This is a genomic window from uncultured Gulosibacter sp. (assembly GCF_963509965.1).
In the GTDB taxonomy this organism is placed as follows: Bacteria; Actinomycetota; Actinomycetes; order Actinomycetales; family Microbacteriaceae; genus Gulosibacter.
On sequence record NZ_CAUPDE010000005.1, the window covers coordinates 1 to 23,151 of the forward strand.

General features: G+C 62.1%; 25 protein-coding genes and 3 tRNA genes. 12 read left to right on the plus strand and 16 right to left on the minus strand.

Annotation, left to right across the window (positions count from 1 at the left end; genetic code table 11):
• The 3 genes from RQ865_RS04770 to RQ865_RS04780 form a co-directional block, all read left to right on the plus strand.
• Positions 1 to 185: hypothetical protein (locus RQ865_RS04770; RefSeq protein WP_311477980.1), on the plus strand; the 185-nt coding region annotated here is incomplete at its 5' end.
• Between the two features lie 348 nt (positions 186 to 533).
• Positions 534 to 1,841: an aspartate--tRNA(Asn) ligase gene (gene aspS / locus RQ865_RS04775; RefSeq protein WP_311477981.1), complete on the plus strand. Its 1,308-nt coding sequence runs from the start codon at positions 534 to 536 to the stop codon at positions 1,839 to 1,841.
• Positions 1,842 to 1,858: 17 nt separating this feature from the next.
• Complete coding sequence (locus RQ865_RS04780) at positions 1,859 to 2,692, plus strand: DUF1345 domain-containing protein (protein WP_311477982.1); 834 nt, start codon at positions 1,859 to 1,861, stop codon at positions 2,690 to 2,692.
• On the opposite strand, the gene RQ865_RS04785 is transcribed toward RQ865_RS04780, so the two are convergent.
• The 4 genes from RQ865_RS04785 to RQ865_RS04800 form a co-directional block, all read right to left on the minus strand.
• The gene (locus RQ865_RS04785; protein ID WP_311477983.1) at positions 2,681 to 2,917 is read right to left on the minus strand and encodes a glutaredoxin family protein; all 237 of its coding nucleotides are present in this window, start codon (positions 2,915 to 2,917) and stop codon (positions 2,681 to 2,683) included. The two genes, RQ865_RS04780 and RQ865_RS04785, sit on opposite strands and share 12 nt — an antisense overlap.
• A complete protein-coding gene (nhaA, locus tag RQ865_RS04790) occupies positions 2,914 to 4,158 on the minus strand; it encodes a Na+/H+ antiporter NhaA (RefSeq protein WP_311477984.1) in 1,245 nt (414 codons plus the stop codon). Before nhaA ends, RQ865_RS04785 begins: the two co-directional genes overlap by 4 nt.
• Before the next feature lie 81 nt (positions 4,159 to 4,239).
• Positions 4,240 to 4,338, minus strand: coding sequence for a 30S ribosomal protein bS22 (locus RQ865_RS04795; RefSeq protein ID WP_005504750.1), 99 nt, complete (start codon positions 4,336 to 4,338; stop codon positions 4,240 to 4,242).
• Positions 4,339 to 4,419: 81 nt separating this feature from the next.
• The gene (locus tag RQ865_RS04800) at positions 4,420 to 4,635 is read right to left on the minus strand and encodes a helix-turn-helix domain-containing protein (protein ID WP_311478086.1); all 216 of its coding nucleotides are present in this window, start codon (positions 4,633 to 4,635) and stop codon (positions 4,420 to 4,422) included.
• Between the two features lie 158 nt (positions 4,636 to 4,793).
• On the opposite strand from RQ865_RS04800, the gene RQ865_RS04805 reads away from it, so the two are divergent.
• Together RQ865_RS04805 and RQ865_RS04810 are read left to right on the plus strand one after the other, a co-directional pair.
• Positions 4,794 to 6,203 carry a potassium transporter TrkG gene (locus RQ865_RS04805; RefSeq protein WP_311477985.1) on the plus strand — a complete coding sequence of 470 codons (1,410 nt, stop codon included), beginning with the start codon at positions 4,794 to 4,796 and terminating at the stop codon, positions 6,201 to 6,203.
• Positions 6,196 to 6,864: a TrkA family potassium uptake protein gene (locus tag RQ865_RS04810; protein ID WP_311477986.1), complete on the plus strand. Its 669-nt coding sequence runs from the start codon at positions 6,196 to 6,198 to the stop codon at positions 6,862 to 6,864. The genes RQ865_RS04805 and RQ865_RS04810 overlap by 8 nt, the downstream gene beginning before the upstream one ends.
• Positions 6,865 to 6,873: 9 nt before the next feature.
• Here the strand turns inward: RQ865_RS04810 and RQ865_RS04815 are convergent, their stop codons facing one another.
• Genes RQ865_RS04815 through ftsH form a run of 5 tightly spaced genes read right to left on the minus strand, consistent with a single transcriptional unit; the run spans position 6,874 to position 11,827 of the window.
• Positions 6,874 to 7,437 carry a DUF3180 domain-containing protein gene (locus RQ865_RS04815; protein WP_311477987.1) on the minus strand — a complete coding sequence of 188 codons (564 nt, stop codon included), beginning with the start codon at positions 7,435 to 7,437 and terminating at the stop codon, positions 6,874 to 6,876.
• Positions 7,434 to 8,405: a 2-amino-4-hydroxy-6-hydroxymethyldihydropteridine diphosphokinase gene (gene folK, locus RQ865_RS04820; protein WP_311477988.1), complete on the minus strand. Its 972-nt coding sequence runs from the start codon at positions 8,403 to 8,405 to the stop codon at positions 7,434 to 7,436. Before folK ends, RQ865_RS04815 begins: the two co-directional genes overlap by 4 nt.
• Positions 8,402 to 9,223: a dihydropteroate synthase gene (folP, locus tag RQ865_RS04825; protein WP_311477989.1), complete on the minus strand. Its 822-nt coding sequence runs from the start codon at positions 9,221 to 9,223 to the stop codon at positions 8,402 to 8,404. The genes folK and folP overlap by 4 nt, the downstream gene beginning before the upstream one ends.
• Positions 9,220 to 9,840, minus strand: coding sequence for a GTP cyclohydrolase I (folE, locus tag RQ865_RS04830; protein WP_311477990.1), 621 nt, complete (start codon positions 9,838 to 9,840; stop codon positions 9,220 to 9,222). The genes folP and folE overlap by 4 nt, the downstream gene beginning before the upstream one ends.
• A gap of 7 nt (positions 9,841 to 9,847) precedes the next feature.
• Complete coding sequence (gene ftsH, locus RQ865_RS04835; RefSeq protein WP_311477991.1) at positions 9,848 to 11,827, minus strand: ATP-dependent zinc metalloprotease FtsH; 1,980 nt, start codon at positions 11,825 to 11,827, stop codon at positions 9,848 to 9,850.
• A gap of 415 nt (positions 11,828 to 12,242) precedes the next feature.
• On the opposite strand from ftsH, the gene RQ865_RS04840 reads away from it, so the two are divergent.
• Complete coding sequence (locus tag RQ865_RS04840; RefSeq protein ID WP_311477992.1) at positions 12,243 to 12,971, plus strand: hypothetical protein; 729 nt, start codon at positions 12,243 to 12,245, stop codon at positions 12,969 to 12,971.
• Between the two features lie 73 nt (positions 12,972 to 13,044).
• Here the strand turns inward: RQ865_RS04840 and hpt are convergent, their stop codons facing one another.
• On the minus strand, positions 13,045 to 13,662 hold the full coding sequence (gene hpt / locus RQ865_RS04845; protein ID WP_311477993.1) for a hypoxanthine phosphoribosyltransferase: 618 nt from the start codon (positions 13,660 to 13,662) through the stop codon (positions 13,045 to 13,047).
• 36 nt (positions 13,663 to 13,698) lie between these two features.
• On the minus strand, positions 13,699 to 14,733 hold the full coding sequence (gene tilS / locus RQ865_RS04850) for a tRNA lysidine(34) synthetase TilS (protein WP_311477994.1): 1,035 nt from the start codon (positions 14,731 to 14,733) through the stop codon (positions 13,699 to 13,701).
• A gap of 152 nt (positions 14,734 to 14,885) precedes the next feature.
• On the opposite strand from tilS, the gene ppa reads away from it, so the two are divergent.
• Positions 14,886 to 15,374 carry an inorganic diphosphatase gene (gene ppa / locus RQ865_RS04855; RefSeq protein ID WP_311477995.1) on the plus strand — a complete coding sequence of 163 codons (489 nt, stop codon included), beginning with the start codon at positions 14,886 to 14,888 and terminating at the stop codon, positions 15,372 to 15,374.
• A gap of 150 nt (positions 15,375 to 15,524) precedes the next feature.
• Here the strand turns inward: ppa and RQ865_RS04860 are convergent, their stop codons facing one another.
• Positions 15,525 to 16,892, minus strand: a complete 1,368-nt coding sequence (locus RQ865_RS04860) for a M23 family metallopeptidase (RefSeq protein ID WP_311477996.1) — start codon at positions 16,890 to 16,892, stop codon at positions 15,525 to 15,527.
• Positions 16,893 to 17,117: 225 nt separating this feature from the next.
• Here RQ865_RS04860 and RQ865_RS04865 point away from each other — a divergent pair.
• The 3 genes from RQ865_RS04865 to RQ865_RS04875 all read left to right on the plus strand — a co-directional run bounded on the left by RQ865_RS04865 (position 17,118) and on the right by RQ865_RS04875 (position 17,445).
• A tRNA-Glu gene (locus RQ865_RS04865) sits at positions 17,118 to 17,190 on the plus strand.
• Positions 17,191 to 17,247: 57 nt separating this feature from the next.
• Positions 17,248 to 17,321: transfer RNA gene (locus RQ865_RS04870), tRNA-Asp, on the plus strand.
• Positions 17,322 to 17,372: 51 nt separating this feature from the next.
• Positions 17,373 to 17,445: transfer RNA gene (locus tag RQ865_RS04875), tRNA-Phe, on the plus strand.
• A 163-nt stretch (positions 17,446 to 17,608) separates the two neighbouring features.
• Here RQ865_RS04875 and RQ865_RS04880 read toward each other — a convergent pair.
• Genes RQ865_RS04880 through RQ865_RS04895 form a run of 4 tightly spaced genes read right to left on the minus strand, consistent with a single transcriptional unit; the run spans position 17,609 to position 21,080 of the window.
• Positions 17,609 to 18,814: an ABC transporter permease gene (locus tag RQ865_RS04880; protein WP_311477997.1), complete on the minus strand. Its 1,206-nt coding sequence runs from the start codon at positions 18,812 to 18,814 to the stop codon at positions 17,609 to 17,611.
• 17 nt (positions 18,815 to 18,831) lie between these two features.
• A complete protein-coding gene (locus tag RQ865_RS04885) occupies positions 18,832 to 19,518 on the minus strand; it encodes an ABC transporter ATP-binding protein (RefSeq protein WP_311477998.1) in 687 nt (228 codons plus the stop codon).
• On the minus strand, positions 19,515 to 20,570 hold the full coding sequence (locus RQ865_RS04890; RefSeq protein ID WP_311477999.1) for a peptidoglycan-binding protein: 1,056 nt from the start codon (positions 20,568 to 20,570) through the stop codon (positions 19,515 to 19,517). The genes RQ865_RS04885 and RQ865_RS04890 overlap by 4 nt, the downstream gene beginning before the upstream one ends.
• A gap of 9 nt (positions 20,571 to 20,579) precedes the next feature.
• Entirely contained in the window at positions 20,580 to 21,080 is a 501-nt protein-coding gene (locus tag RQ865_RS04895) for a hypothetical protein (protein ID WP_311478000.1), read from the minus strand.
• A 210-nt stretch (positions 21,081 to 21,290) separates the two neighbouring features.
• On the opposite strand from RQ865_RS04895, the gene RQ865_RS04900 reads away from it, so the two are divergent.
• Complete coding sequence (locus RQ865_RS04900) at positions 21,291 to 21,962, plus strand: response regulator transcription factor (protein WP_311478087.1); 672 nt, start codon at positions 21,291 to 21,293, stop codon at positions 21,960 to 21,962.
• On the plus strand, positions 21,955 to 23,130 hold the full coding sequence (locus RQ865_RS04905) for a HAMP domain-containing sensor histidine kinase (RefSeq protein ID WP_311478001.1): 1,176 nt from the start codon (positions 21,955 to 21,957) through the stop codon (positions 23,128 to 23,130). Before RQ865_RS04900 ends, RQ865_RS04905 begins: the two co-directional genes overlap by 8 nt.
• The last annotated feature ends 21 nt before the right edge of the window (positions 23,131 to 23,151 follow it).

Consider the following 23,151-nt stretch of genomic DNA (forward strand, 5'->3'; position numbering starts at 1 on the left):
CTATTGCGGTGCACCCGAGCACCCGCGGTGTACCCGAACGCCGCGCGCACCCCGCGAACGGTGCCATCTCCCGCGCGGCGCATGCCACCCGCATCCCGCGAACGGTGCCATTTCCGGCATCCCACCCACAAACCGGCACCGCAGCCGACAAATGGCACTCGCATACCGGTGCCACAAGTCAATAGCGGTGCCACTTCCCGCTAGTGGCCTGGTTTCCCGCCGATGTGCACGCTGCCCGCTGATGGGTGAGCGCCACCCCGCGCTCCCACCCCTCCCGGCCACACACTCCCGCGCACACCCCCGCCCGCGCCGCCTGCGTGCATCAACCGTTCTGCCCCTGCGGTACACCCAAAACCCTCAGGGACACCACCACTGCGGTGCACCCGAGCACCCGCGGTGTACCCGAACGCCGCGCACACCCCCGCGCACCCCGCGAACGGTGCCATCTCCCGCGCGGCGCATGCCACCCGCACCCCACGCGGCGCCGCCCGCTTTTGTGCTCGCGGCAAGATGCAACCACTAGGCTTAGATGCGTGACTGAACGTACCGTGATTTCGGCGCTTGCCGCCCTCGAAGAAGGCCCAGTAAAGGTTCAGGGATGGGTTGACACCGTCCGCGACCAGAAAAAAGTGCAGTTCATTGTGCTGCACGACGAGACCGGCGCATGCCAGCTCGTCAACCCGCGCACTGAAGATCGCGAGCACATCAGCGAGGTCATCTCGCCGCTCGCCAAGGGCACCATGCTCACCATCGAGGGCGATCTCAAGCACGACGAGCGTGTGAAGCTCGGTGGCCTCGAGGTCAAGATCTCGTCGATCACGGTTGAGTCGACAGCGCTTCCCGAAACCCCAATCGCCGACGACTCATCCATCGATGTGCGGCTCGACTGGCGTTTCCTCGACCTGCGCACCGAACGCAACAACCTCATGTTCCGCGTCCAGACCACGTTCGTCAACACGATGCGCCAGTACTGGATCGAGAACGACTACATCGAAATCTTCACCCCGAAGCTCATGGCCTCGGCATCCGAAACCAAGGCCGAACTCTTCGAGGTCGGCTATTTCGACCGCAAGGCCTATCTCGCGCAGTCGCCGCAGTTCTTCAAGCAGATGGCGCAGTCGGCTGGCTTCGGGAGGGTTTTCGAAATTGGTCCCGTGTTCCGCGCCGACCCGTCGTTCACCTCGCGTCACGCCACCGAGTTCACCGGCGTTGATGCCGAAGTTTCGTGGATCGACTCGCATGAAGATGTGATGCGGATGCAGGGAGAACTCTTGCGCACCGCACTCACCGCGGTGAAAGAAAAGCACGGCGACGACATCGAGCGAGTGTTCGGCGTCGAGGTCAAGGTTCCCGGCCCCATCCCCCGCGTGCCGCTACTCGAGGCCCGCAAGATCGTCGAGTCGCGCGGCCACAAGTTTGAACGCCAAGACCTCGACATGGATCCCGAGGGCGAGCGCGAGATCGGCCGCTGGGCGCTCGAAGAACACGGTTCTGAGTTCGTGTTCCTCACCGACTACCCCGCCTCGATCCGCCCGTTCTATCACATGCGCCATGACGACGAGGCCTCCCTGACGAAGTCGTACGACCTCATCTGGAACGGCGTCGAAATCTCCACCGGTGCGCAGCGCGAGCACCGCATCGACGTGCTCGAGCAGCAGGTTGCCGAAAAGGGGATGGATGCAGACGAGCTCGGCTTCTACCTCGACTTTTTCCGCTACGGCGCTCCCCCGCACGGTGGTTTCGGGATGGGGCTCGCCCGCATGATGATGCTCATGCTTCACCAGCCCAACCTGCGCGAAGTAACCTATCTGTTCCGCGGCCCGAACCGCCTGCAGCCCTAGGCATCCGACCCGAGACGATGAGTGCGCTGGCTGCCGAACCCGATCGCAACAACCTCACGCATCGTGTCGGCCGCGCCGGCCGCGAAGGTCTCGGGGTGGCCGACACCTCTGCAGGTGGCGAGCAACGTACCGGCAGCACTCAATGCATTCACCCGCGCTGGCTCGCGAAAGAGACGCCCCGGCAATATCTCAGTTCTGCTGCCGCGGTGCTCGCGATAGTGCCGCTGGCGATAGTTACGGGCATCCGTTTCGATATCGCCGAGGGGGTGCCCCGCTACCTCACGCAGCTCATCTACATCTACGCGGTCATCATGATCGTGTCGACACTGGTGTATGTGCCGCTCACGCTGTTCGCTTTTCGACAGCTCTCGGGGCTGTCGCTGCGCCGAGTTGCCGCGTGGTCGTCACCTCGATCAGAAGCCGAACTGGCCACCCAGCGACGCCGCGGAACCGGCGAGGTGGCGCAGGCGATCGGCTCAGCTTTCGTCTCGCTCGCAATCGTGGTGATGCTGCTGAGTTCTGACCAATTGCGTGGCGATCTGCTGCTCTCGGCTGCGGCACTCGCCGGAGTTGCCTGCTCGTGGGTGCTCATCCTCGTCTCGTTCGCGGTGCGTTATCTGCGCGAGTGGGCGCTCGGCAGGCTCCACTACGATTTCGGCGAAGATCCGCCAGTGTTCTCTGACATGGTGTTTCTCTCGCTGCAGATGTCTACCGCCTACAACCTCGCAAACACTCAGCTGCGCTCGGCGGCACTGCGACGGGTCGCCACCGCGCACAATCTGATGGCATTCGTGTTCAACACCGTGATTCTGGCGCTGCTGATTTCGGTGGCGCTGCCGTCACTCGTGTAACGCCGCTCGCAATCTCTCGGCTTCAACGAACCACTGCGCATGCTGTACGCCGTTGATTTCTACCACCGGCACGAGCTCTCCATACTGCGCCTGCAGTTCGGGATCGGCGTCAATATCGTGGCGCACCACTTCGGCCCCGGCATCTGCGGCTGCTGTCAGCACCACCGCGAGCGCATCGTCGCACAGGTGGCATCCCTGGCGTTCATAAAAATCGATGCGCGTCACGGCAGGAATGCTTCGTCTTCGTCAAGCTGATCGTTGGCTGCAGCCCTCGCTCGCATCCGCAGTGTTACTGCAGCGATAGCCGCGGCAGCGATCGAACCGAACAGCACGCCCAGATGCGCGTAGTCGGTGAATTGCGTCTGGCTGCGGAATGCGAGCTCACCGATGAGCAGCGACACGGTGAAGCCGATTCCTGCCAGGCCACCGAGCGCGGCCACATCGGCCAGGTGCATATTGTCGTCAAGTTTGAACATTGGCAGGCGGTGCAGCAGCAGCACCGTGAAGAAGATGCCGATGGGCTTACCGATGACCAACCCCAAGAATGTGCCGAGGAAAACCGGGTGTTGCAGCGCATCGAGCATGGTGCCGTTGCCCACAGCCATCGGCACTCCGGCCGCGAAGAACGCGAACACCGGTAGCGCGAGCCCCTGCGACAGCGCGTTCCAGTCATGTTCCATGTCTTCGGCGAACGAAATCTCTTGGCCGCGTTTCGGGAGGGCGGGCACGGCAAGCCCCAGCAATACGCCGGCGATTGTGGCGTGCACGCCCGAACAGAGCATGAAATACCACGACAGTACGCCCAGCGGGATCAGCACCGCCGCGAGGTTGATGCCGTTGTTCACCACCAGTGCGTACACCGCGATCGCTGCGGCCGCCGCCAGCAACCACCAGAGGTTGAGGTGCTGGGTGAAGAAGATCGCGATTACGAGGATGCCGAGAAGGTCATCCATCACCGCAAGCGTGAGCAAGAACACTCGGAAGGGTGACGGGAGCCCCTTCCCGAATACCGCCAGCACGCTCAGCGCAAAAGCGATGTCGGTGGCTACCGGCACCGCCCAGCCCTGCATCGCATCCACGCCGCTGGTGGCCACTATGATGGCGTATACGGCCGCGGGTACGGCCATGCCGCCCACTGCGGCGGCGATTGGCAGTGCCGCTTTGCGGGGGTCGCGCAACTGCCCGGTGACGAACTCGCGTTTGAGTTCGAGACCCACCACAAAGAAGAAGATCGCGAGGATGCCGTCGCTGGCCCAGCGGGCAGCGGGCATGTCTTCGATGCCGAGAAACGGGATTGGCAGGTTGAGGTTTTTCACCGCCGTATAGGACGGTTCGAGCGGTGAGTTGGCGAAAATGAACGCCAGCAGCGCCGCGAGCAGCAGTAGAACCCCGCCCACTTTGCGGGAGCCCAACCGCTCTTTCAGCGAGAACGTGTCGTCCGGGGGTCGATTTTGCAGCGCTGCCATGCCGTACATGGTACGCCGCTGGAAAAATCTTGGGGAAACGAGGATGCCCCACCGATTCGGCGGGGCATCTGTGTTGCAGTTCTACTTCTTGTTGCGACGCTGGTGGCGGGTCTTGCGCAGCAGCTTGCGGTGCTTCTTTTTCGACATGCGCTTGCGGCGCTTTTTGATGACTGAACCCATGGGCTCTCCCAACTATCTGGAAAATGTTGACGAACTCGCCGATGAGGCGCATCGGCGAAATTTTGCGCTCTTCCGAGCTTACTACGCGCTACGCGTCCCAGTCACACCCGAGATCGCTTCTTGCACCGAAGATTCCGGCACCCGGAACGACCGACCAAACTTCACCGCGGGCAGTTCGCCCGCGTGAATCATGCGGTAAACGGTCATCTTCGAAACACGCATCAGCTGTGCGACCTCGGCCACAGTCAGGAAATGAACGTCTTGTAGCTCGTTCGCTGCGCGCTGTTCTGGCGTCACCGCAGACTCACTTTCTGTGGCAAATGTAAACACGTGATACCTAAACCCTAGAGTGTCGTCGCAAATTCTCCAAGCTCGGGCATTAAAGTTCGCCCTCGAATCAGACGAGCCTCGCTGCGCTCACGGTCGCGACCCCAAACACGAGTAGCATCGTGCGTATGCCGTTGCTTCAGCGTTCGCGCCAGGCAATCTCGAAAATGAGTTCGGCTTCGCCGAGTCGGTTCGCGGTGCTGGTGTTCACTTCGATCATTTTGCTGTGGTCGTTGCTGCTTACGCTACCTATTTCTTCGGCCGACGGCACCCCCACAAGATACTTGGATGCGCTGTTCACAGCGGTCTCAACGATCTGTGTGACCGGTCTTTCCACAGTAGACATGGGCTCGCACTGGTCGCCTTTCGGCAATGTGGTCATCTTCCTCGGCATTGAGGTAGGCGCGATCGGTGTGCTGACGCTGGCATCGATTCTCGGCAGCGTGGTTACCCGTAAGCTCGGGCTTCGGCAGCGGTTGATTGCCGCCTCCGACGGTAATGCGCTGCGTTTACATCGCGGTGCGGTGTCTGAGAGTCAGGCTGTGCGTCTGGGCGAGATAGGCGGGATGCTCGCCACGGTGGCGCTGTCGCTCATCATTATCGAGACGATTATTGCGCTGTTCATCCTGCCGATGTTTTGGGCGTCTGATCTGGTGACCAATTGGTGGGATGCGGTCAGCTATTCGTTCTACTACTCGGCCAGCGCGTTCACCAACACCGGTTTTGCACCGAACCCCGGCGGCGTTGCCGAGTTCGCTGACAACGGTTGGTTTTTGGGATGTTTGGCTGCGGCCACATTCCTCGGTTCGCTCGGTTTTCCGGTGCTGTTTGCGCTGGTTCGCTGGATGCGTGACCGCACGAAGCGTCCCGGTGTGCACGTGAAACTGACGCTGGTGACCACGCTGGTGTTGTTCTTGCTCGGGGCTTTGGCGCTGTGGCTGCTCGAAAGCGGGAATGCCGACACCTTCGGTTCGCGAACCCCGGTCGAGGGGCTGCTGGGTGGCTCGTTCTTGTCGGTGATGGCCCGTTCGGGTGGGTTCTCGACGGTTGATATTAATGCGTTGAGCGACTCGTCGCTGCTGGTGCTGAACTCGCTCATGTTCGTGGGTGGTGGTTCGGCCTCGACTGCCGGTGGTATCAAGGTGACGACGCTGGCGATTCTTTTTCTCGCGGCGGTTGCTGAGGCGCGCGGAAGTTCAGATTTGCAGTTGTTCCGCCGCCGCATCCCCCACGATGTGCTGCGTCTGGCCATTGCCGTCGCGCTGTGGGGGGTCACGGTGGTGGGGTTCAACTCGATCCTGGTGATGACGCTCGGCGGTGCCGGGATGCGCGAGGCGCTATTCGACACGATCAGTGCATTCGCTACCGTTGGGTTGTCCACCGGGTTGACCGAGTCGACCACTCCGGCGGCGCAGCTGGTGCTTGCGGTGACCATGTGGCTTGGCCGGGTGGGCACCGTCACGATGGCAGCGGCGTTTGCTTCGAGCGAACGCAAACAGCTGTATCGACTTCCTGAAGAGAGGATCATCGTTGGTTGACGCGAACAGCAAGAATTCACCGGTGCTGGTGATCGGTCTTGGCCGGTTCGGTGCCGCCACTGCCGGGCAGCTGCAGCGGCAGGGCCGCGAAGTGCTCGCCGTAGACACCGATCCCGATCTGGTGCAAAAGTGGGCCGAGCGCGTCACGCACGCCGTGCAGTTAGATGCCCGCAATATCGAGGCGCTGCGGCAGATCGGGGCGCAGGAGTTCTCGGTGGCGGTGGTTGCCGTGGGCACTTCGATTGAGGCGAGTGTTCTGGTCACCGCGAACCTCGCCGACCTGAAGATCAATCAGATTTGGGCGAAGGCCATGTCGACCACACACGGTCGTATCCTCAAGCGCATCGGGGCGCACCACGTGATCTACCCCGAGGCTGAGGCTGGCGAGCGCGTCGCGCATCTATTGGGTGGCAAGATGCTCGACTTCATCGAGTTTGATGACGAGTTTGTGATGGCGAAGATGTATCCACCGAAGTCGATTCGCGGTAAGTCGCTGCGTGATTCGCAGGTGCGTTCGAAATATAAGGTGACGGTGGTGGGCGTGAAGTCGCCCGGCAAGGAGTTCACTTACGCCACCGCCGACACGACGATCACCAACTATGACGTGATTATTGTGGCGGGTACGAGCGATGGCGTCGAGGCGTTCTCGCTAGTGTCGTAGACACCCACGCTAGCTTGTCTCGGCACTCGCACTGCTGAGGTCTTGTGGGGGCAGCCGGCACCACGACTCGGCGACCAGTCCGGCGATCAGCAGCACGAGTGCACCCGCGGCCGAAAAGAGTGTGACCAGCGCACCCGAGTTGACGACCGTGCGCGATATCAGCCACAGCACCGCGCCACCGGTGAAGCCGACAAAAAGCGCCCCTACCAGGCTCGCGGCCTTGGCGAATGCGAGCGCGAACACCGCCCGAAACGGGTTTACCCGATGTGCGGTTGCCTGTTTTTCGGCGGCTTCGGCGGCATGTTCGGCCGCGGTGTGGCTTGCCGTACCGGCTACCGCGTCGGATGCGTGCTGTCGGTGTCGCACGGCTTCGCGCAGTCGTGAGGTGTATCCGCGCACGGGCCATGCCACCGCCAGCACCACCACGCCGATCAGTGCGAGGGTGATGCCCAGCAGTGGTGACGGGATGAACGCGGCCGAGCCGGTGCCCACTAGCCACAGTTCGAACGCCCAGCCGACCACCGCGCCGGCGATAACCGCGAGCACGAGTGTGAGCGGATTTGTTGGGGTCATCCTCGATACCTCCGCACTTCATCCGTGGTTTCAGCGAGCAGTTCGGTGATCGGGCCGCGGCCGGGAATCGTGGCGGTGGGCTCAATTTCTGCCCAGGGTGACAGTACGAATGCGCGTTCGAACGCGCGCGGGTGCGGCAGTTCGAGCGTTTCGTCGGCGATTTCGAGCCCGCCGTGTTCGATGAGGTCGAGGTCGAGGGTGCGGCTTCCCCACCGTTCGGCGCGCACGCGCCCGTGCAGATCTTCGATGCGCAGCAGTTCGTGCAGCAGCGCGTGCGGTTCGAGATCGGTGTGCACGGTCATGACGGCGTTGAGGTAGCTTGGCTCGCTCTCGTCGACCCCGTGCGTGGTCAGGGCCGCGGTTTCGTACAGCCGCGAACGGCGATGCGGCCACACGCCCGGCAGCGCTTCGATTTGGTCCATTGCCTGGCGGACTGCTGCTTCGCGGTTGCCGAGGTTCGCGCCGAGTGCAATCACCGCGCGGGCGGTGGGTCGGCGCGGTGTGGTGGGTTCGGGGCCTTCTGGGCGGTAGCGCAGCACGCTCACCGACACATCTTCGAAGCGAAGTTTCACGGGGGCCTGGGGTTTGTGTACGGTGATGCGCACCGCTTGCGGGCCTGAGAACGCAAACGTCACCGCGGCGAGTCGTTCGGCGAGCGTTTCGAGCAGGTCGACCGGTTCGTGCAGCGCCACCTCGTAGAGGGCCCGCATCAGGTGCCCATAGTGCAGTGTGTCAACGATGTCATCGCTGTCAGCGGCGGCGCGGGTGTCGAGCCACACTTCGGCATCGATGTAGAAATCTTGGCCGTTGGCTCGCTCGTGCGCGAACACTCCGTGTCGGCCGTGCACGTGCAGCCGCTCAATGCGGATGCGGTCGAGTTCGGGTGACGGTAGTGCCGGGTGGGCTTCGGGGCCGGGCCGGTTTGGCATCAGTTCGAGCGCCCGCTCAACCGGGTGCTGCTGGGTCATTGCTGTTTGCCCGCCCGCCACGAACGCGTCACCGCTATCGCGGTGGCGCTGGCCGCGACATTGTGCACCCGCACGGCCCACACATTGCGTTCGGCGCACAGTGCCGACACCACCGCGGTGGGGAGGTCGCGTTCGTTTACGGGTGCATTTTCTGGCAGTAGCGCACCCATGAAGCGTTTGCGGCTCACGCCGATCAGCAGCGGGTGGCCGAGGGCGAGAAAGTCGTCGAGCCGCTGCAGCACCGCCCAGTTGTCGTTGTGGTCTTTCGCGAAACCCAGACCTGGGTCAAGGATGATCTGGTCGGCGCTCAGCCCCGCTGCCAGCGCACGGTCACGCATCCCGATGAGTTCGGCGAGGATCTCGCTGCCGGCATCGCCATAGTCAGCCAGGTCATTCATCACCACCGAGTGTCCGCGCCAGTGGCTGAGCACGTAAGTGGCGCCGGTGCGGGCCATCAGTGGCAGCATGTCGGGGTCGGCGCGCCCGCCCGAAACATCGTTGATGATGACCTCACCCATTTCGAGGCAGGCGGCTGCGGTTGCGGCGTTCATCGTGTCGAGCGAGACGCGGATGCCGCGGGCGAGCAGCTGTTCAACCACCGGGGCCACCCGCTCGAGTTCTTCGGTTTGGGGGATGCGCTGGGCGCCTGGCCGGGTCGATTCACCTCCGACGTCGATGATGCTGGCCCCCTCGGCGACCATTCGTTCAGCAGCGGCCACCGCGCTCGCGCAGCGCTGCTGCGCGTCGGCAGATTCGTGCGCACCGCCATCAGAGAACGAGTCGGGGGTGACGTTCAGCACGCCCATAATTTCGGTCACAGCAGCTCCTCACGCGCAGTTGGTTCGGCGGCATCTGCTGCGCTGTCTCGATCGGTGCCGCCGAGGGCAATGAGTCGAAACGCTTCGGCCCGCTCATCACCGGCCAGCAGCGTGCCGCGGGCGGCTACTGAAACCGCGTCTGAATCACGCTGTTTGGGGCCGCGGGCGGCAACGCAATTTTGTCGAGCTTCTACTACCGCGAGCGCACCGCGGGCGTCGAGCCCGGTCATGAGCGCGTCTACGAGCTGTTCGCCGATGCGTTCTTGCAGCGCGAGTCGTGCGGTGCAGGTGGCAACCAGGTTGTGGATGCGACCGAAGCCGGTGATCCAGCTGCCGGGCAGGTAGGCCAGGTGAATCCAGCCATCAAAGGGCAGCAGGTGGTGTTCGCACATTGAGCTGAAGCGAATATTGCGCACCAGCACGAGGTCGCTGTCGGCTGCCGGGATGCGACCCTCGCGCAGGGCGGGCACGGGGTCGATGCCCTCGCCTGCGAGTAGTTCGGCTGAGGCGTCGGCCACCCGATCGGCGGTGCGCTCCAGGCGTGGGTCTGCGGCCAGCCCCCAGGCGTCGATGAGTTCGGCGATCGCCGCTCGGGTTCGTTCGCGATCTACGGTCATCGTGTGCCTATTCGGGTGAGTTCGAGTTGGCGGCTGTGCCGCCATGCGCGGTGCCCGGCCCCGAGCCGTCCATTTCGTCGGCGCGCAGGTGGGGTTTGAGTTCTACCGGTGGCTGGTTCGAGATTGGGCGACTCGGGCTTGAGAGCCACTGTTCGCGTGGCGGCAGCTTGGTGATGTTGGCGAACAGTTCGTCGAGCCGTTCGTGGCCGAGGGTTTCGTGTTCGAGCAGTTCGGATGCGAGCTGGTCGAGAATCGCGCGGTTGGCGGTGAGCACCTCGTAGGCTTCCTGCTGTGCGTTTTCGAGCAGGGCTTGCACTTCGGCATCGATCTGCGCCGCGACCGCTTCGCCGTAGGGTGCGCCCTGGGTTTGGGCGTAGGGTGAGTCACCTTCACTGTCACCGAACTTTACAGCCCCGAGTCGGTTCGACATGCCGTATTCGGTGACCATTCGGCGCGCAGTTTTGGTGGCTTTTTCGATGTCGTTAGAGGCTCCGGTGGTGGGGTCGTGGAAGACAATTTCTTCGGCGATTCGGCCGCCCATCGCGTAGGTGAGCTGGTCGAGCAGCTCATTTCGAGTGATTGAGTATTTGTCTTCGAGCGGCACCACCATGGTATAGCCGAGTGCGCGGCCGCGGGGCAGGATGGTGATCTTGGTTACCGGGTCGGTGTGGTTGAGTGCGGCGGCGGCAATTGCGTGGCCGCCCTCATGGTAGGCGGTGATGAGTTTCTCTTGGTCGTTCATCACTCGGCTGCGGCGCTGGGGGCCGGCGATCACACGGTCGATTGCCTCGTCGATGGCTCGGGCGTCAATAATTTGTGCGCCCATTCGTGCGGTCAGCAGTGCCGCTTCGTTCAACACATTGGCGAGGTCGGCACCGGTAAAACCGGGGGTTTTACGGGCGACGATGGCGAGGTCAACATCGGATGCGATGGGTTTGCCTTTGGCGTGCACCTCAAGAATCTGCCGGCGGCCCTCCATATCGGGTGCGTCAACACCGATCTGGCGGTCGAAGCGGCCCGGACGCAGCAGCGCCGGGTCGAGCACATCCGGGCGGTTGGTGGCGGCGATCAGCAGCACATTGGTGTTGTTGTCGAAACCGTCCATTTCAACCAGCAGCTGGTTGAGGGTCTGTTCGCGCTCATCGTTTCCGCCGCCGAGACCGACACCGCGCTGTCGTCCAACCGCGTCAATTTCGTCGATGAAGATGATGGCCGGTGCGTTCTGCTTGGCCTGTTCGAACAGGTCACGCACGCGGGAGGCGCCGACACCGACAAACATCTCAACGAAGTCAGAACCTGAGATCGAGTAGAAGGGCACCTGGGCTTCGCCGGCGACGGCTCGGGCGAGCAGCGTTTTACCGGTGCCGGGAGGTCCGTAGAGCAGCACACCCTTGGGCACTTTCGCACCCACGGCTTGGAACTTCTGCGGTTCTTTCAAGAAGTCTTTGATTTCGCCGAGTTCTTCGAGTGCTTCGTTGGCGCCGGCCACATCGGCAAAAGTGACCTTCGGGTCTTCTTTACTGACGAGTTTGGCGCGCGATTTACCGAAGCGCATCACCCCGCCGGCACCGCCCTGAGCGCTTGAGAGCATCAGCCACACGAAGAAGCCGATGAGCACCAGCGGCAACAGCAGTGAGAGTGCTGTACTCAGCCAGTTGGGCCCGGGCACCTCGTCGTTGTAGCCGCCGGCGGGTTCGGCTTCGTTCACCGCTTCAACTACCGCGTCAGCGCGGGCATTGACGAAGTAGAACTGCACCTGCTGACCAAATTTCTCGTCGGGCTTGGTGAGTTCGACGTCGACGCGGTTCTCACCATCGACAATCTTCACCTTCTCGGCCTTGCCTGACTTGATCAGCTGGATACCCTCTTGCGTGGTCACCTCGCGGCTGCCCTGCATGTTGATGAGGCTGAAACCAACCCCGATGAGGATGACAGCGATGAGCACGATGACGATCGGGCTCTTAAGGAACTTCTTGGGGCTCTTCATATTGGCTGTTGGAAACTTTCGGTTTGGCTTCATCGCGCACCGGTGTGCGGTGGCGAGAAAATGCGGCGCTCGCTGACTGAACTCTACCCGTGACAGGGCGAGCCCCGCAGTGAGTCTGCCCGGTGATCGCCCAGCGCGTACTTATGAATGACGCACGCGTGGTCTATAGTGCGGGCGGTTTCGGGGTCACTGACCGGTGCTCTCAAAACCACCGTAACGACCAGTTACGTCCCTTGAGCGCTCCGATCGAAGTTCAAAAACTCTCCACTATGATTGCCGAGCGCTGCCCGCAGCCCGGGAAATTTTCCAGGTTGTTCGGGCACGGATTACTGGTGAAACGCAACGAGGATTGGTAAAAATATTGCCCCACATTTCCGAAGCTCAATCCCACAGCGGTACCGGGTCTGCTTCTAAAATGGTCCGCCTCACCCTGTCTACCAACCTGCTCGACCGGTTCCTCGACCTCGCAGAGCGCTTGCAGCTCGAGCGAACCGATCTCATCGATCTGCTCGTGATGCGTGGCTGGCCGGTTGAACTTGAAGCCGCTGACCTTCAAGAAGCTGACGGTCAGCGCGCCAAACTCGCCACCGAGCTACTCGACGGTTTCGCCACCGGTAGAGCACTCAGCCGCTTCGACGTTGAAGCTCGCATCGAGTCGCCGGTTAATGTAACTGCCCTACGCATGGCAGCTCGCCGCGAAATTGATCCCAACGAGGTTGACCCCGGCCAGGGGTTCGCACGCACCCACATGGGTATGGATCTGCTCGATGGCCCCGAGGAGGTTTGGGCACAGGCCCGCGGATACTGGACAGCTCAGCCCGATGCCGAGTACCTTATCCCGGTGCGCCTCGGCTACGCCCCCTACGTGTTTCGCACCAATCGCTGGCAGCGCACCGAGGGGAGCGTGCGCCGTGTCTGGGCAACCAGCGGGCATCTGATCGACTACGAGAAGCAGCTGGCTGTGCCGCTGGTTGACACTCCGAACTTCGATGCCCCGGCGAAGCTCGACTATTCAGCGGCAACCCCCGCGAACGAGCTTGATCTGCAGGTGGCCGAAGCAATTGCCGGCCACATGATCGCCTTCACCGTTGGCGCCTCAAACCCGGTGGTGCGACTGCGCCAGCGCGGGCACGACCTGAGTTAGCGGTTGCATACAATTCGGCCGGGTAGCCAAGTGATTGGCTACCCGGCCGAATCGGTTTCTGCAGGCCGAATAGTTACCGCATCGGCAGACTCGGGTTAATCACTCGCCGGGCAGGTTCCACTGGCGCATCGATCAGCTCACCGCCAAACACTTCCGAGCGCAGCACCACCACATCGCGCAGATTGCGGTAACCCTCGTCGTAGTCGAGCCCGTACCCCACCACAAACTCGTTCGGCACATCGAAGCCGATGTACTTTACGAACACATCCGACTTCAAGCGCGTCGGTTTTCGCAGTAGCGTGCAGATTTCAACCGAGGCAGCACCACGCGAGCGCAGGTTTTCGCTCAGCCAGGTCAGTGTCAAACCCGAGTCGATAATGTCTTCAACGATGAGCACATCACGGCCCGTGACATCGGTGTCGAGGTCTTTCAGGATGCGCACCACACCAGACGATTCGGTACCCGAGCCGTATGACGACACCGCCATCCAGTCCATCTCAAGGTCAATGTTCATGGCTCGTGACAGATCGCTCATCACATACACCGCGCCTTTGAGCACACCAACCAGCAGCGGTGTGCGGTCGCGGTAGTCATTGTCGATCTCGCGGGCGAGTTCGGCCAACCGGCCACGAATCTCATCCTCAGTGATCAGAATTTCTCGGATCTGATCGTGGATCTGTTCGGCGCGCATGCCTGACCTTTCTCAGTCGCTTTCGGTGGTGGTGGCTCAGTGGGCTGACTCAGATGCATCGTGCTCGGCAGCATCGGCACGCGCCGCGCCGAAAAATAGCTGCCCTGCCAGGCGTTCAACACGGATACCCGGAAGATCGATCGGCCCCTGCCCGCGCCACTCGGTGGCGAGCGCGGCAACGGCCATCGTGTGCGCGCGGCTGAGTGACACGCCGAAGCCCTGCTCGGCAACCAAGCGGCAGATGCGCTGTCGCAGCGCTGCCGGCTGTGTTACCAGGCCGCCGATATCGAGCGTGATGCGCCCCTCGGCGTCCACATCAACAATTTCGCGTGCCCATTCTGCAGCCAGCGCATCGAGGGTTTCAGCGTCTTCACGCAGTGTTGTCGCCGTGCGTGCGAGTGCTTCGGCGATACCCGGCCCCAGCTCGGCTTCGAGCACGGGCATGACCGTTTTGCGGATGCGCACCCGACGGAATCGCTCATCGTCATTCTGCGGGTCGTGCCAGGGTTCGAGCCCCTGATCGGCGCAGGCCTGTACCGTCTCGCTGCGACGCATCCCCAATAGCGGGCGCACGAGGTTACCGTTTACCGAAGCCATCCCGTGCAGTGATTTACCACCCGATCCGCGAGCCAGCCCCAGCAGCACGGTTTCGGCTTGGTCGTCGAGCGTGTGGCCAAGCAGCACATACTTTGCATCCACTCGCTTACAGACCCGCTCAATCGCGCTGTAACGCGCGGCGCGTGCCGACGCTTCCGGGCCCGCCCCGCCGTCGATGACCTCAACCCGCTCAATAATCACCGGGTCGAGCCCGAGGTCGCGCGCCTGCTTGGCAGCGCGCTCAGCCTGCTCGGCCGATCCCTCTTGCAGCTGGTGGTCGACGATCACGCTTCCCACTCGTAAACCGGCACGCGGGCATTCGAATGCGGCCGCGGCCGCGAGCGCCAGCGAATCTGGTCCGCCTGAAAACGCAACAAGCACGAGATCGCCTTCACTGGCGTTTCCCCGCAGCGCGTTGCGAACCGCGCGGCGAGCGTCGGCTACTGGAGGGGTAAGACGGGCACGATTTGACACGCTGCCAGCCTACTGTGTGCGCGATCGACGCGCAGTATCTATCAGGTCACGGCCGGCCGAGTTTCTGATACAGCGCCCGACTGCTGAAATCTTCCGACAACTGTGCGCGGTAGCCTGAACACAAGCATTCGTTCTATTTCCAAGGAGTATCGATGGGCGCATATGACGTTGTCATTGAAATCCCCCGCGGCAGCCACAACAAATACGAGGTTGACCACGAGACCGGTCGTGTCTACCTCGACCGCGTACTGTTCACACCGTTTGTGTATCCCGTCGACTACGGATACTTCGAGAACACCCTCGCCGATGATGGCGACCCGCTCGATGCGCTCGTGATTCTCGAATACCCGGTGTTCCCCGGCGTGGGCCTGAAGGTGCGCCCGGTTGGCGTGCTGCACATGTCAGACGAGGCCGGCGGTGACGACAAGGTGCTCTGCGTACCCGCGAAAGACCCGCGCTTCGCCCACATCCAAGACCTCGAAGACGCGCCTGAAGACCTCCGCAACCAGCTCAAGCACTTCTTCGAGCACTACAAAGACCTCGAGCCCGGTAAGTGGGTCAAGGTCGACTCGTGGGGCGATGCGGCCGAAGCCGAGCAGATCGTCGAGAAGTCACTCGCCGCATACAAGCCCGCCAAGTAGTCGTGTTTCGGCAGTGATCGCAGCACTGCCCAGGCGTGAGGGCCGAGCACCGTCCCGGTGGCTCGGCCCTCAGCTTGTAAGTGCCAACGTTTTCAGCATCCTGGGCGGGTTGCTTTTGGCCGCATCCTGTTGCGGTGCCGGCAACGCTGACTAGTAGTAGTAGATACCGCGGGCAGCGAACCAGACCTGGGGATCGACGAGGTTTCCATACTCGGTAATCTCGATGTGCAGGTGGCAGCCGGTGGATGGCCCGGTTGTGCCGGCATAGGCGATGAGTTGACCGCTAGAAACATGCTCGCCCCAACCAACCGCGATACCGCCCGGCATGATGTGTGCGTAGCGGAAGGTATTGACCCCATTATCTGAGGTGATGTCGACCATATTTCCGTAGCCATCGGTCCAACCGGCATAGGTTACGGTGCCCGAGGTGACGGCGTAGAGTGGCGTACCGCAAGTGCCATTGACAACCAGGTCGAGTCCCGCGTGCAGTCGCCAGGTGCCGTAGATTGGGTGCAGTCGATACCCGAACGGGTCGGACACCCAGGCACCGGCACCGATCGGTCCGCTGACACCCGATGACGACTGTGCTCCGCCACCCCCACCGGATGCGCCGGAGCTTCTGGGTGCACTGGGTGCCGGGCTGTTTGCTGCTGCTGCAGCAGCAGCCGCACGTTCTTCTTCGGCGCGGCGGCGACGCTCTTCTTCTTCGCGGCGGCGTTGCTCTTCCTGGCGCTTGCGCTCAATTTCGCGCAACCGCTCGCCCTCTTTATAGTCGGCTTCAACCACGTCGCGACGTTCTACCAGCGGTGCCAGCATCGCTTCGAGTTCGGCTCCGCGTTCGAGCGCATGGTCACGTGCTTGCTGCGCCTCGGCTTGGGCTTGCTGCGCCTCGCGGTAGGCGGTTTGGGCTTCAGACTCGAGCCGTTGGCGCTCTTCGAGCGCAACCTTTGCCTGTTCGTTCAGCTGTTCGGCGTTATTGCGCTCAACCACCGCTGATTCGTAGACGCTGCCGTTGTGACTGCCGAGCTTCGACAGTGTCGACATGCTTTTCAAGAAGTCATCGGCCTGATCGGGTTGGGCTAGCAATTGCAGGGTCGGGTCTCTTGAAACCCGGTTCGACATTGCTGCGGTCATAGCGCCAGCTTCTGTTTCAGCCTCGGCTGCTCGCTTCGAGGCATCATCTGCCTGCTGTTCGAGCGTGTACTGCTGGCCCGCAGCTTCGTTTGCCGCCTGTTGCGCCTGACTGTAAAGGTTGCCCTTTTCTTGAGCCACCCGCTCAGTTTCTGCAACCTGGCCCTTGAGGGCGTCAATTTCGACGTGAATCTCGTCGATGAGTTTATTTTGCCGGTCGACATCGCCCTGCGCCGCAACGACGTCATCCCAGGTCGCGTATTCGTCGAGGGGTTTGGCGACCACAGCGGGGGCAGAGCCAAAGTGCAGACCGGCCAGCACGAGCGCGCCTGTCATCGCCGCGGCGGCGAGTGTGCGGCGGAATGTCGCGGCGTGCTTGGCGCGCATACGATCCTTTCGGGTCAAAAACCGGTCTCAGCAATTCTCACTGGTCACACACTTCACATATGTAACAAATGCCACATTGGCCACAGTAGTGCCCTTGCGCGCCGAATGTAACCCCTGCAATACCGAGAATTAGTGACGACTCGCCGTGGCGACACGACTCGACTTGCGCATCGTGTTCGACATGCCCTAAGCTCATACATCGGCGGTTCGCATGGACAGGGCCTCGGCCCCATCGTCTAGTGGCCTAGGACACTGGCCTTTCACGCCGGCAACACGGGTTCGAATCCCGTTGGGGTCACCGCGACAGATGTCGCAAGACCTGTTATGCTAGACCGCCAGCAAAAAATAAATATGAGGCCCTGTAGCGCAGTTGGTTAGCGTGCCGCCCTGTCACGGCGGAGGTCGCGGGTTCAAGTCCCGTCAGGGTCGCGAGTGGCGCCCTCTTCGGAGGGCGTTCCACTTGAGACACGCAAGTGCCTCGGCTCTGTAGCTCAGTTGGTAGAGCGTTCGACTGAAAATCGAAAGGTCACCGGATCGACGCCGGTCGGAGCCACTGAAACCCCCGGATTGCCGGGGGTTTTGAGTTTTCCGGGTAACCACGGCTCTGCCACCGTGAGTTCAGCGGAAGATTTCGCGCCTTCGATGCGATCACCGCCATCCTGGGCCTGAAATCTTCCGCTGAACTCATGCTCGTCCGCAGCCACCGCCCGCAGGCGTTAGGCGGCAAGTGCCTCCGTTGGCGAAACCTGAGCTGCTTTCATTGCGGGAAGCATGCCCGCAATCGCACCAACAACGATGGTTACCGCCACGCCCAGCAGCGCAATCAACGGCGGTACGGTGGGCGTCCAGCCGTTGAGTAGCGACACCGCGACAGTACAGCCCACACCCAGCACAAGCCCGGCAAGCCCGCCATAGGTCGCGAGCATCACCGCCTCAACCAAAAACTGTTTGCGCACATGCGCGCGGGTTGCCCCCAGCGCTCGACGCAGACCTATTTCACGCCGCCGCTCAAGCACAGTGATCACCATGGTGTTTGCCACGCCGATACCGCCCACCAGCAACGCAATCGAACCCACACCCACCAGCAACCCGGTGAAGGCCGTGTCGATGGCGTGCTGTGCCGCAAGCGTGTCGGACGGCCGGCTCACACTCACCTCGTTGGGTGACTTCGGGTTAATAGTTGCCGGGATGAGTTCCCGCACCGACTCAACCGACGCATCCGTCGAACGCTCGTAGAGCGTGGTTGGCGACCCAGTGAATCCGAGGCGCTCAGTGGCATGCGACGCACCAACCAGCACCGAAGTATCAAGCTGGGGCGCGAGCGCCGACGGTTTGAGAATGCCCAGCACCGTGTGGTTCTGGCCGTCAATATTCACCATCGAACCGGGCGAAATGATCCCCAGTCGCTTAGCTGCGGTTGCGCCGAGCACCGTGGTTGGATACTGCTTGGTCGCGTCGTTAAACCAGCTGCCGGTTTGCAGTTCACTCGATGTTGCCGAAAGCAGCCCGGTGTCGGTCGCGGCCACTGTCAAACTATTGGTGGCGGCCGGATCGATATAGCTGCTGCGGTAGGCCGAAACATCGGGCAGGTTTCCCACCCAACCCACCTCTTCTACACCATCGATGCGTTGGAGCCGTTCGGCCGAATCAACCGGCAGCTTGGCCGACTCGCCACTGAACGACTTACCTGCCGACACGGTCAACAGATTGGTACCCAGCGACGCAAGTCGCTCCTGAATCTTCGCCTGACTCGATAGCGAGATACCGATCACGGCAATCATCGCGGCGATACCGATCGCGATTCCGAGTGCTGAAAGCGTTGCCCGCACCGGATGCGCGCGCAGCCCCTGCCAGCCCAACCGCAGCAAGTCGTCTTGGCGAAGGTGTGAGCGTGATTGTTCGACTTCGAGTTCGAGTGTCATACGGTTCCCTCTTCCCGCTACGGCTGCGTGTCTGATTCGAGCACACCGTCACGGATGCTGATTTGTCGGCGAAACCCAGCCGCCAGCTCACGGTCGTGGGTGATGACCAATACGGTGGTGCCGGTGCGGTTGAGATCTTTCAAGATTTCAACCACCTGCGCACCAGAGCGGGTGTCGAGCGCACCGGTGGGTTCGTCCGCAAGCAGCAGCGGCGGGTCGCCGACAACTGCGCGAGCGATCGCCACACGTTGCCGTTGTCCGCCCGAAAGCTGGCGCGGTGTGTGATCGGCGCGGTCACCGAGACCAACCCGCTCCAGCGCCTCACGCGCACGTTCACGACGCTCTCTCAACGGCACTCCGGTGTAGAGCAGCCCGGTGGCCACATTATCGGTGGCGGTCTGCGCATCCTCGAGGTGGTATTGCTGGAATACAAAACCGATCAGGTGCGCCCGCAACGCCGACAGTTTCGCATCGCTCGCCGTCGAGACCCGATGACCGGCGATTGTGATCTCGCCCGCACTGGCACGGTCGAGGGTGCCAATCAGGTTGAGAAGGGTTGATTTACCCGAACCGCTCGGCCCAGTGATCGCCACCATATCTCCCGAATTGATGGTGAAGCTCACGTCATCAAGCGCCGTAGTTGGTGGCGAGCCATACCTGCGTGAAACGCCGCTCAGCGTTAGTAGCGGCCCCGTCGAGCTCATTCGCTCACCGCCACTTTGTCGCCCTCGTGGAGGTCACCGCTTTTGATTTCAACCAGGTCGTCGGCAAAGGCCCCAGGCTCTACCTGCACCCGAGTTACTTCATTGTTCTTAATCACTTCGACGGCATATTTACCGCCGGGCTCGGCGAGCAGCGCCCGCACCGGCACCGCGAGCACGTCCGTGGCCGTGGTGCGGGTAGTGACCACGCTGACGGTCACATCAGAGTAGGCCTCGGCCGCGGCGGGGTCGGTGAGTGAAAGCTGCACTGGCACTTTCACCGACTTTTGCCCCGACTTGTCTTCTTTTTCAACCGGCGGCTCAACCGACTCCACAACTGCCTGCGTAACCTGGCCATCGGGTAGTTTCACATCAACTTTGGCACCCACCGGCAGCAGGCTGCGCATGCTCGGGGGCACTTCGGTGGTGACCACCTTAGAGGTGCCGGTGACCTCGAGCACCGTGGTGCTTGCCGGATCGCCGGCCTTCGCTTGCTGCGCACTCACTTGCACATCACCCGGGATGAACACGACGCGACCAAGCTCGAGTGTCGTGCTCCACTCAAACCCGTTGTCTTTCTGCCACTGAGCGACCGCAGATGCGGTTAGCCAGCCGTAGTGTTCATCGGGTTCGTCGTCGAAGTAGCCGAGCGCCTGGAGGTTCTGCTCAAGCTGCATCACATCCCGGCCGTTCGACATGCCTTCTTCGAAGTTGCGCCAGGCGGGCACCTCGCCGCGCATCGAAAACACTGGGCGCTCGTTCACACGCATCATCTCAGTGCCGATCGACAGTTTGGTACCTGGCGCGGCTACCGAGGTGAGCGTTCCGGTCAGCTGAGTGCCATAGGTGGCGGGTTTACCGTGGTTGAGGGTGCCTTTGGTTTCGACCCGCTCAACGAGATCGGTCTTCGTGACGGTCGCGGTTTCAACTGTTGGCGAGACGCTGTGTGCAGACTCGTCGGCACCGGCACCGTTCATCAGTAAGAAGCCAGTGACACCCAGTGCGATCGCCACTACCGCAGCTGCCGCGGCGATAGCAGTTCGCTTTTTTGACATTAACCGCTCCTACTCGCCCTGGTTGACGAGACCGGCCTGTTCACTGCAGCGCTGCACATCAGCCGGGTCGGCTTCGGGGCCACCGTTCTGCTGCACAACAAAACCGTTCGCATCCGGCTTCGGGTCGGGTACGTCGTAGCCAGCTTCACGCATGCACTTCGCGTACGCGAGCAACTGTTCGTTGAGCTGCTCGTCGCTCACCGCATCCGCGCCCTGGGGAGCCGGGCCCACCTGGTCGGCACAGGTCTGCAGCACCGCCGCAACATCGACTCCATCTTCGTTCGTTTCGATGGGCGAGCCGTCGGGGTTCACGGGGATACCGGCATTTGCGGCGTCGAGGCCGTGTTCTTGCAGACAGCGATCAAAATCGTGCTGCCACTGCTCCATGCTCGCGGCCTCGTTCTGCTGCAGCTCGGGTTCGTTTGCAGAACATCCGGTGAGTGCGAGCATTGCGCCCGCACCGATGAGCAGCGCGGTGGCGGCAGTGCGTGAGGTGCGTGTGCTGAACATAGTGAGATACCTTTCGGGTCTGAATGAGTTTGGAGCCGATGTGACGGCCCGTTCACGACAGCTCCCAGTTCACCCGGGTATCGGTTGCGGTGACGTAAAAGAAAACACTTACGTTTCTTTTACCCGCTGCGTGACACACTTGGGCTGGCGACCACTGGCCACAATCTGAGCGGTCTGCATCCAGCCGTGCAGTCGGCCTCGGGAGGAATCATTCGCGTACTCATCGTTGAAGACGAACCGTATCTCGCCGAAGCGATCCACGACGGGCTCGCGCTGCATTCGATTTCAGCCGACACTGTCGCCAATGGCCGGGATGCGCTTGCCGCTATCGATATCAACGACTACGAGGTCGTGCTGCTCGACCGCGATATTCCCGGGATAAGTGGCGATGAAGTGTGTCGAGTGTTGAACCTGCGGGAAAAGCGGCCGGCAATTTTGATGGTGACTGCCGCGCGCCGCACACAGCAGAAAGTCGACGGTTTTCAGCTGGGCGCGGATGACTACCTCGCCAAACCGTTTGAGTTCGCCGAACTCGTGGCCCGGGTGCGAGCGCTCGCCCGTCGCCAGTTCACGACGCGACCAACTCGTTACGAAGCCGCCGGTGTGACGCTCGATCCGTTCCGTTACGAGGTCACTCGTGACGGTCGCTATATCCGGCTCAGCCGCAAAGAGTTCGCGGTGCTCGAGTCGCTGATGCGTGAACCGGGCCGCGTGGTCAGTGCCGAGACGCTGCTTGAAGAAGCGTGGGATGAAAACGCGAATCCGTTCACGCAATCGGTGAAGGTCACCATCAGTTCGCTTCGTCGCAAGCTCGGTGAGCCGTGGGTGATTCGCACGCAGCCTGGCGTTGGCTACACGATCGAGCGGACTGCCGATGATTAAACAGCGCTCATCGCTCGGCCACCGCAAGCAGCGCTTCACGGCCCGCACGCGCCTTGCGTTCTGGTATGCGTTGCTGATGATTCTGTGCGGTGGGGTGCTGCTGACGCTGATCATGCTCTTCATTGGTTTTGTGCCCGATTACGGCTTCAATTCGCGCGGCAGCGAAACCCCCCAGGGGCCGCTTGTGATCGCGGTGGATGACCCCTCAGTGATTACGGGCGACATCAAGATCGCGGTCGAAAGCCAGGCTGACCTGCTGACGCTACTGCTGCAGGTGTCGATCATTGCGCTAATCGGGTTGGCCGTGCTGAGTTCGGTTGCTGCATGGCTTTTGGCGGGCCGGATGCTGAAGCCACTGGCGGCCGTGAATGAGGCCGCCAAACTGGCCGCAGATGGTCGGCTCGACCACCGCATCGGGCTCACCGGCCCGCACGATGAGATCACCGAACTCGCGCAAACTTTTGACCAGATGCTCGAAAACCTTGAGCGTTCGACCGCGGCGCAGCGTCGCTTCACGGCTAACGCCTCGCACGAACTGCGCACGCCACTGGCCACTACTCGCACGATTCTCGATGTGACCCTGTCGAAACCCGGCGCGATTGATCGCGAGGTGCTGTACAAACTGCAGCGGGTGAATGAGCGCAGCATCCGCACCGTTGAATCGCTGCTTGATCTGGCCGAACTTGAGTCTGGCAAGGTCAAACCAACCGAGTGTGACCTTGCGAAGACGGTTGCCACGGTTTTGCGCGAGTGCCAACCGCAGTTTGCCGAACGAGCACTCACGGTTGAGCGTGCGCTTGCACCGGCCACTGCGTTCGGTGACGAGCGGCTGTTTCACCAGCTGGCGCAGAACCTGATTCAGAATGCCGTTCAGCACAATGTTGACGGTGGCAGTGTGATGGTCAGCACGGGGATGCGTGACGACGGCACCCGGGCCGAACTCACGGTGCGCAATACCGGCGAGCTGATTGATGCGGCGCAACTGGGTCAGCTGACCGAGCCGTTCAAAACCACGAAGGGTCGCACCGGTGGCACGAACCGCGGTCTCGGGCTGTCGATCGTGTCGGCGATCGTTGCACGGTCGGCGGGCTTGCTGGATATCGCCGCGAACGACGGCGGCGGGCTGTGCATCACGGTGACGCTGCCAAGCCGGGCACCGGCGGCGTAATCACCGGCACCCCTACCCGAA

Excerpts from the sequence above, each read along its gene's own strand:
- RQ865_RS04780 (WP_311477982.1), top strand. The coding sequence starts at position 1,859 with ATGAGTGCGCTGGCTGCCGAACCCGATCGCAACAACCTCACGCATCGT.
- nhaA (WP_311477984.1), bottom strand. The coding sequence starts at position 4,158 with ATGGCAGCGCTGCAAAATCGACCCCCGGACGACACGTTCTCGCTGAAA.
- RQ865_RS04795 (WP_005504750.1), bottom strand. The coding sequence starts at position 4,338 with ATGGGTTCAGTCATCAAAAAGCGCCGCAAGCGCATGTCGAAAAAGAAG.
- RQ865_RS04805 (WP_311477985.1), top strand. The coding sequence starts at position 4,794 with ATGCCGTTGCTTCAGCGTTCGCGCCAGGCAATCTCGAAAATGAGTTCG.
- RQ865_RS04815 (WP_311477987.1), bottom strand. The coding sequence starts at position 7,437 with ATGACCCCAACAAATCCGCTCACACTCGTGCTCGCGGTTATCGCCGGC.
- folK (WP_311477988.1), bottom strand. The coding sequence starts at position 8,405 with ATGACCCAGCAGCACCCGGTTGAGCGGGCGCTCGAACTGATGCCAAAC.
- folE (WP_311477990.1), bottom strand. The coding sequence starts at position 9,840 with ATGACCGTAGATCGCGAACGAACCCGAGCGGCGATCGCCGAACTCATC.
- ftsH (WP_311477991.1), bottom strand. The coding sequence starts at position 11,827 with ATGAAGAGCCCCAAGAAGTTCCTTAAGAGCCCGATCGTCATCGTGCTC.
- RQ865_RS04840 (WP_311477992.1), top strand. The coding sequence starts at position 12,243 with ATGGTCCGCCTCACCCTGTCTACCAACCTGCTCGACCGGTTCCTCGAC.
- hpt (WP_311477993.1), bottom strand. The coding sequence starts at position 13,662 with ATGCGCGCCGAACAGATCCACGATCAGATCCGAGAAATTCTGATCACT.
- ppa (WP_311477995.1), top strand. The coding sequence starts at position 14,886 with ATGGGCGCATATGACGTTGTCATTGAAATCCCCCGCGGCAGCCACAAC.
- RQ865_RS04860 (WP_311477996.1), bottom strand. The coding sequence starts at position 16,892 with ATGCGCGCCAAGCACGCCGCGACATTCCGCCGCACACTCGCCGCCGCG.
- RQ865_RS04880 (WP_311477997.1), bottom strand. The coding sequence starts at position 18,814 with ATGACACTCGAACTCGAAGTCGAACAATCACGCTCACACCTTCGCCAA.
- RQ865_RS04885 (WP_311477998.1), bottom strand. The coding sequence starts at position 19,518 with ATGAGCTCGACGGGGCCGCTACTAACGCTGAGCGGCGTTTCACGCAGG.
- RQ865_RS04890 (WP_311477999.1), bottom strand. The coding sequence starts at position 20,570 with ATGTCAAAAAAGCGAACTGCTATCGCCGCGGCAGCTGCGGTAGTGGCG.
- RQ865_RS04895 (WP_311478000.1), bottom strand. The coding sequence starts at position 21,080 with ATGTTCAGCACACGCACCTCACGCACTGCCGCCACCGCGCTGCTCATC.
- RQ865_RS04905 (WP_311478001.1), top strand. The coding sequence starts at position 21,955 with ATGATTAAACAGCGCTCATCGCTCGGCCACCGCAAGCAGCGCTTCACG.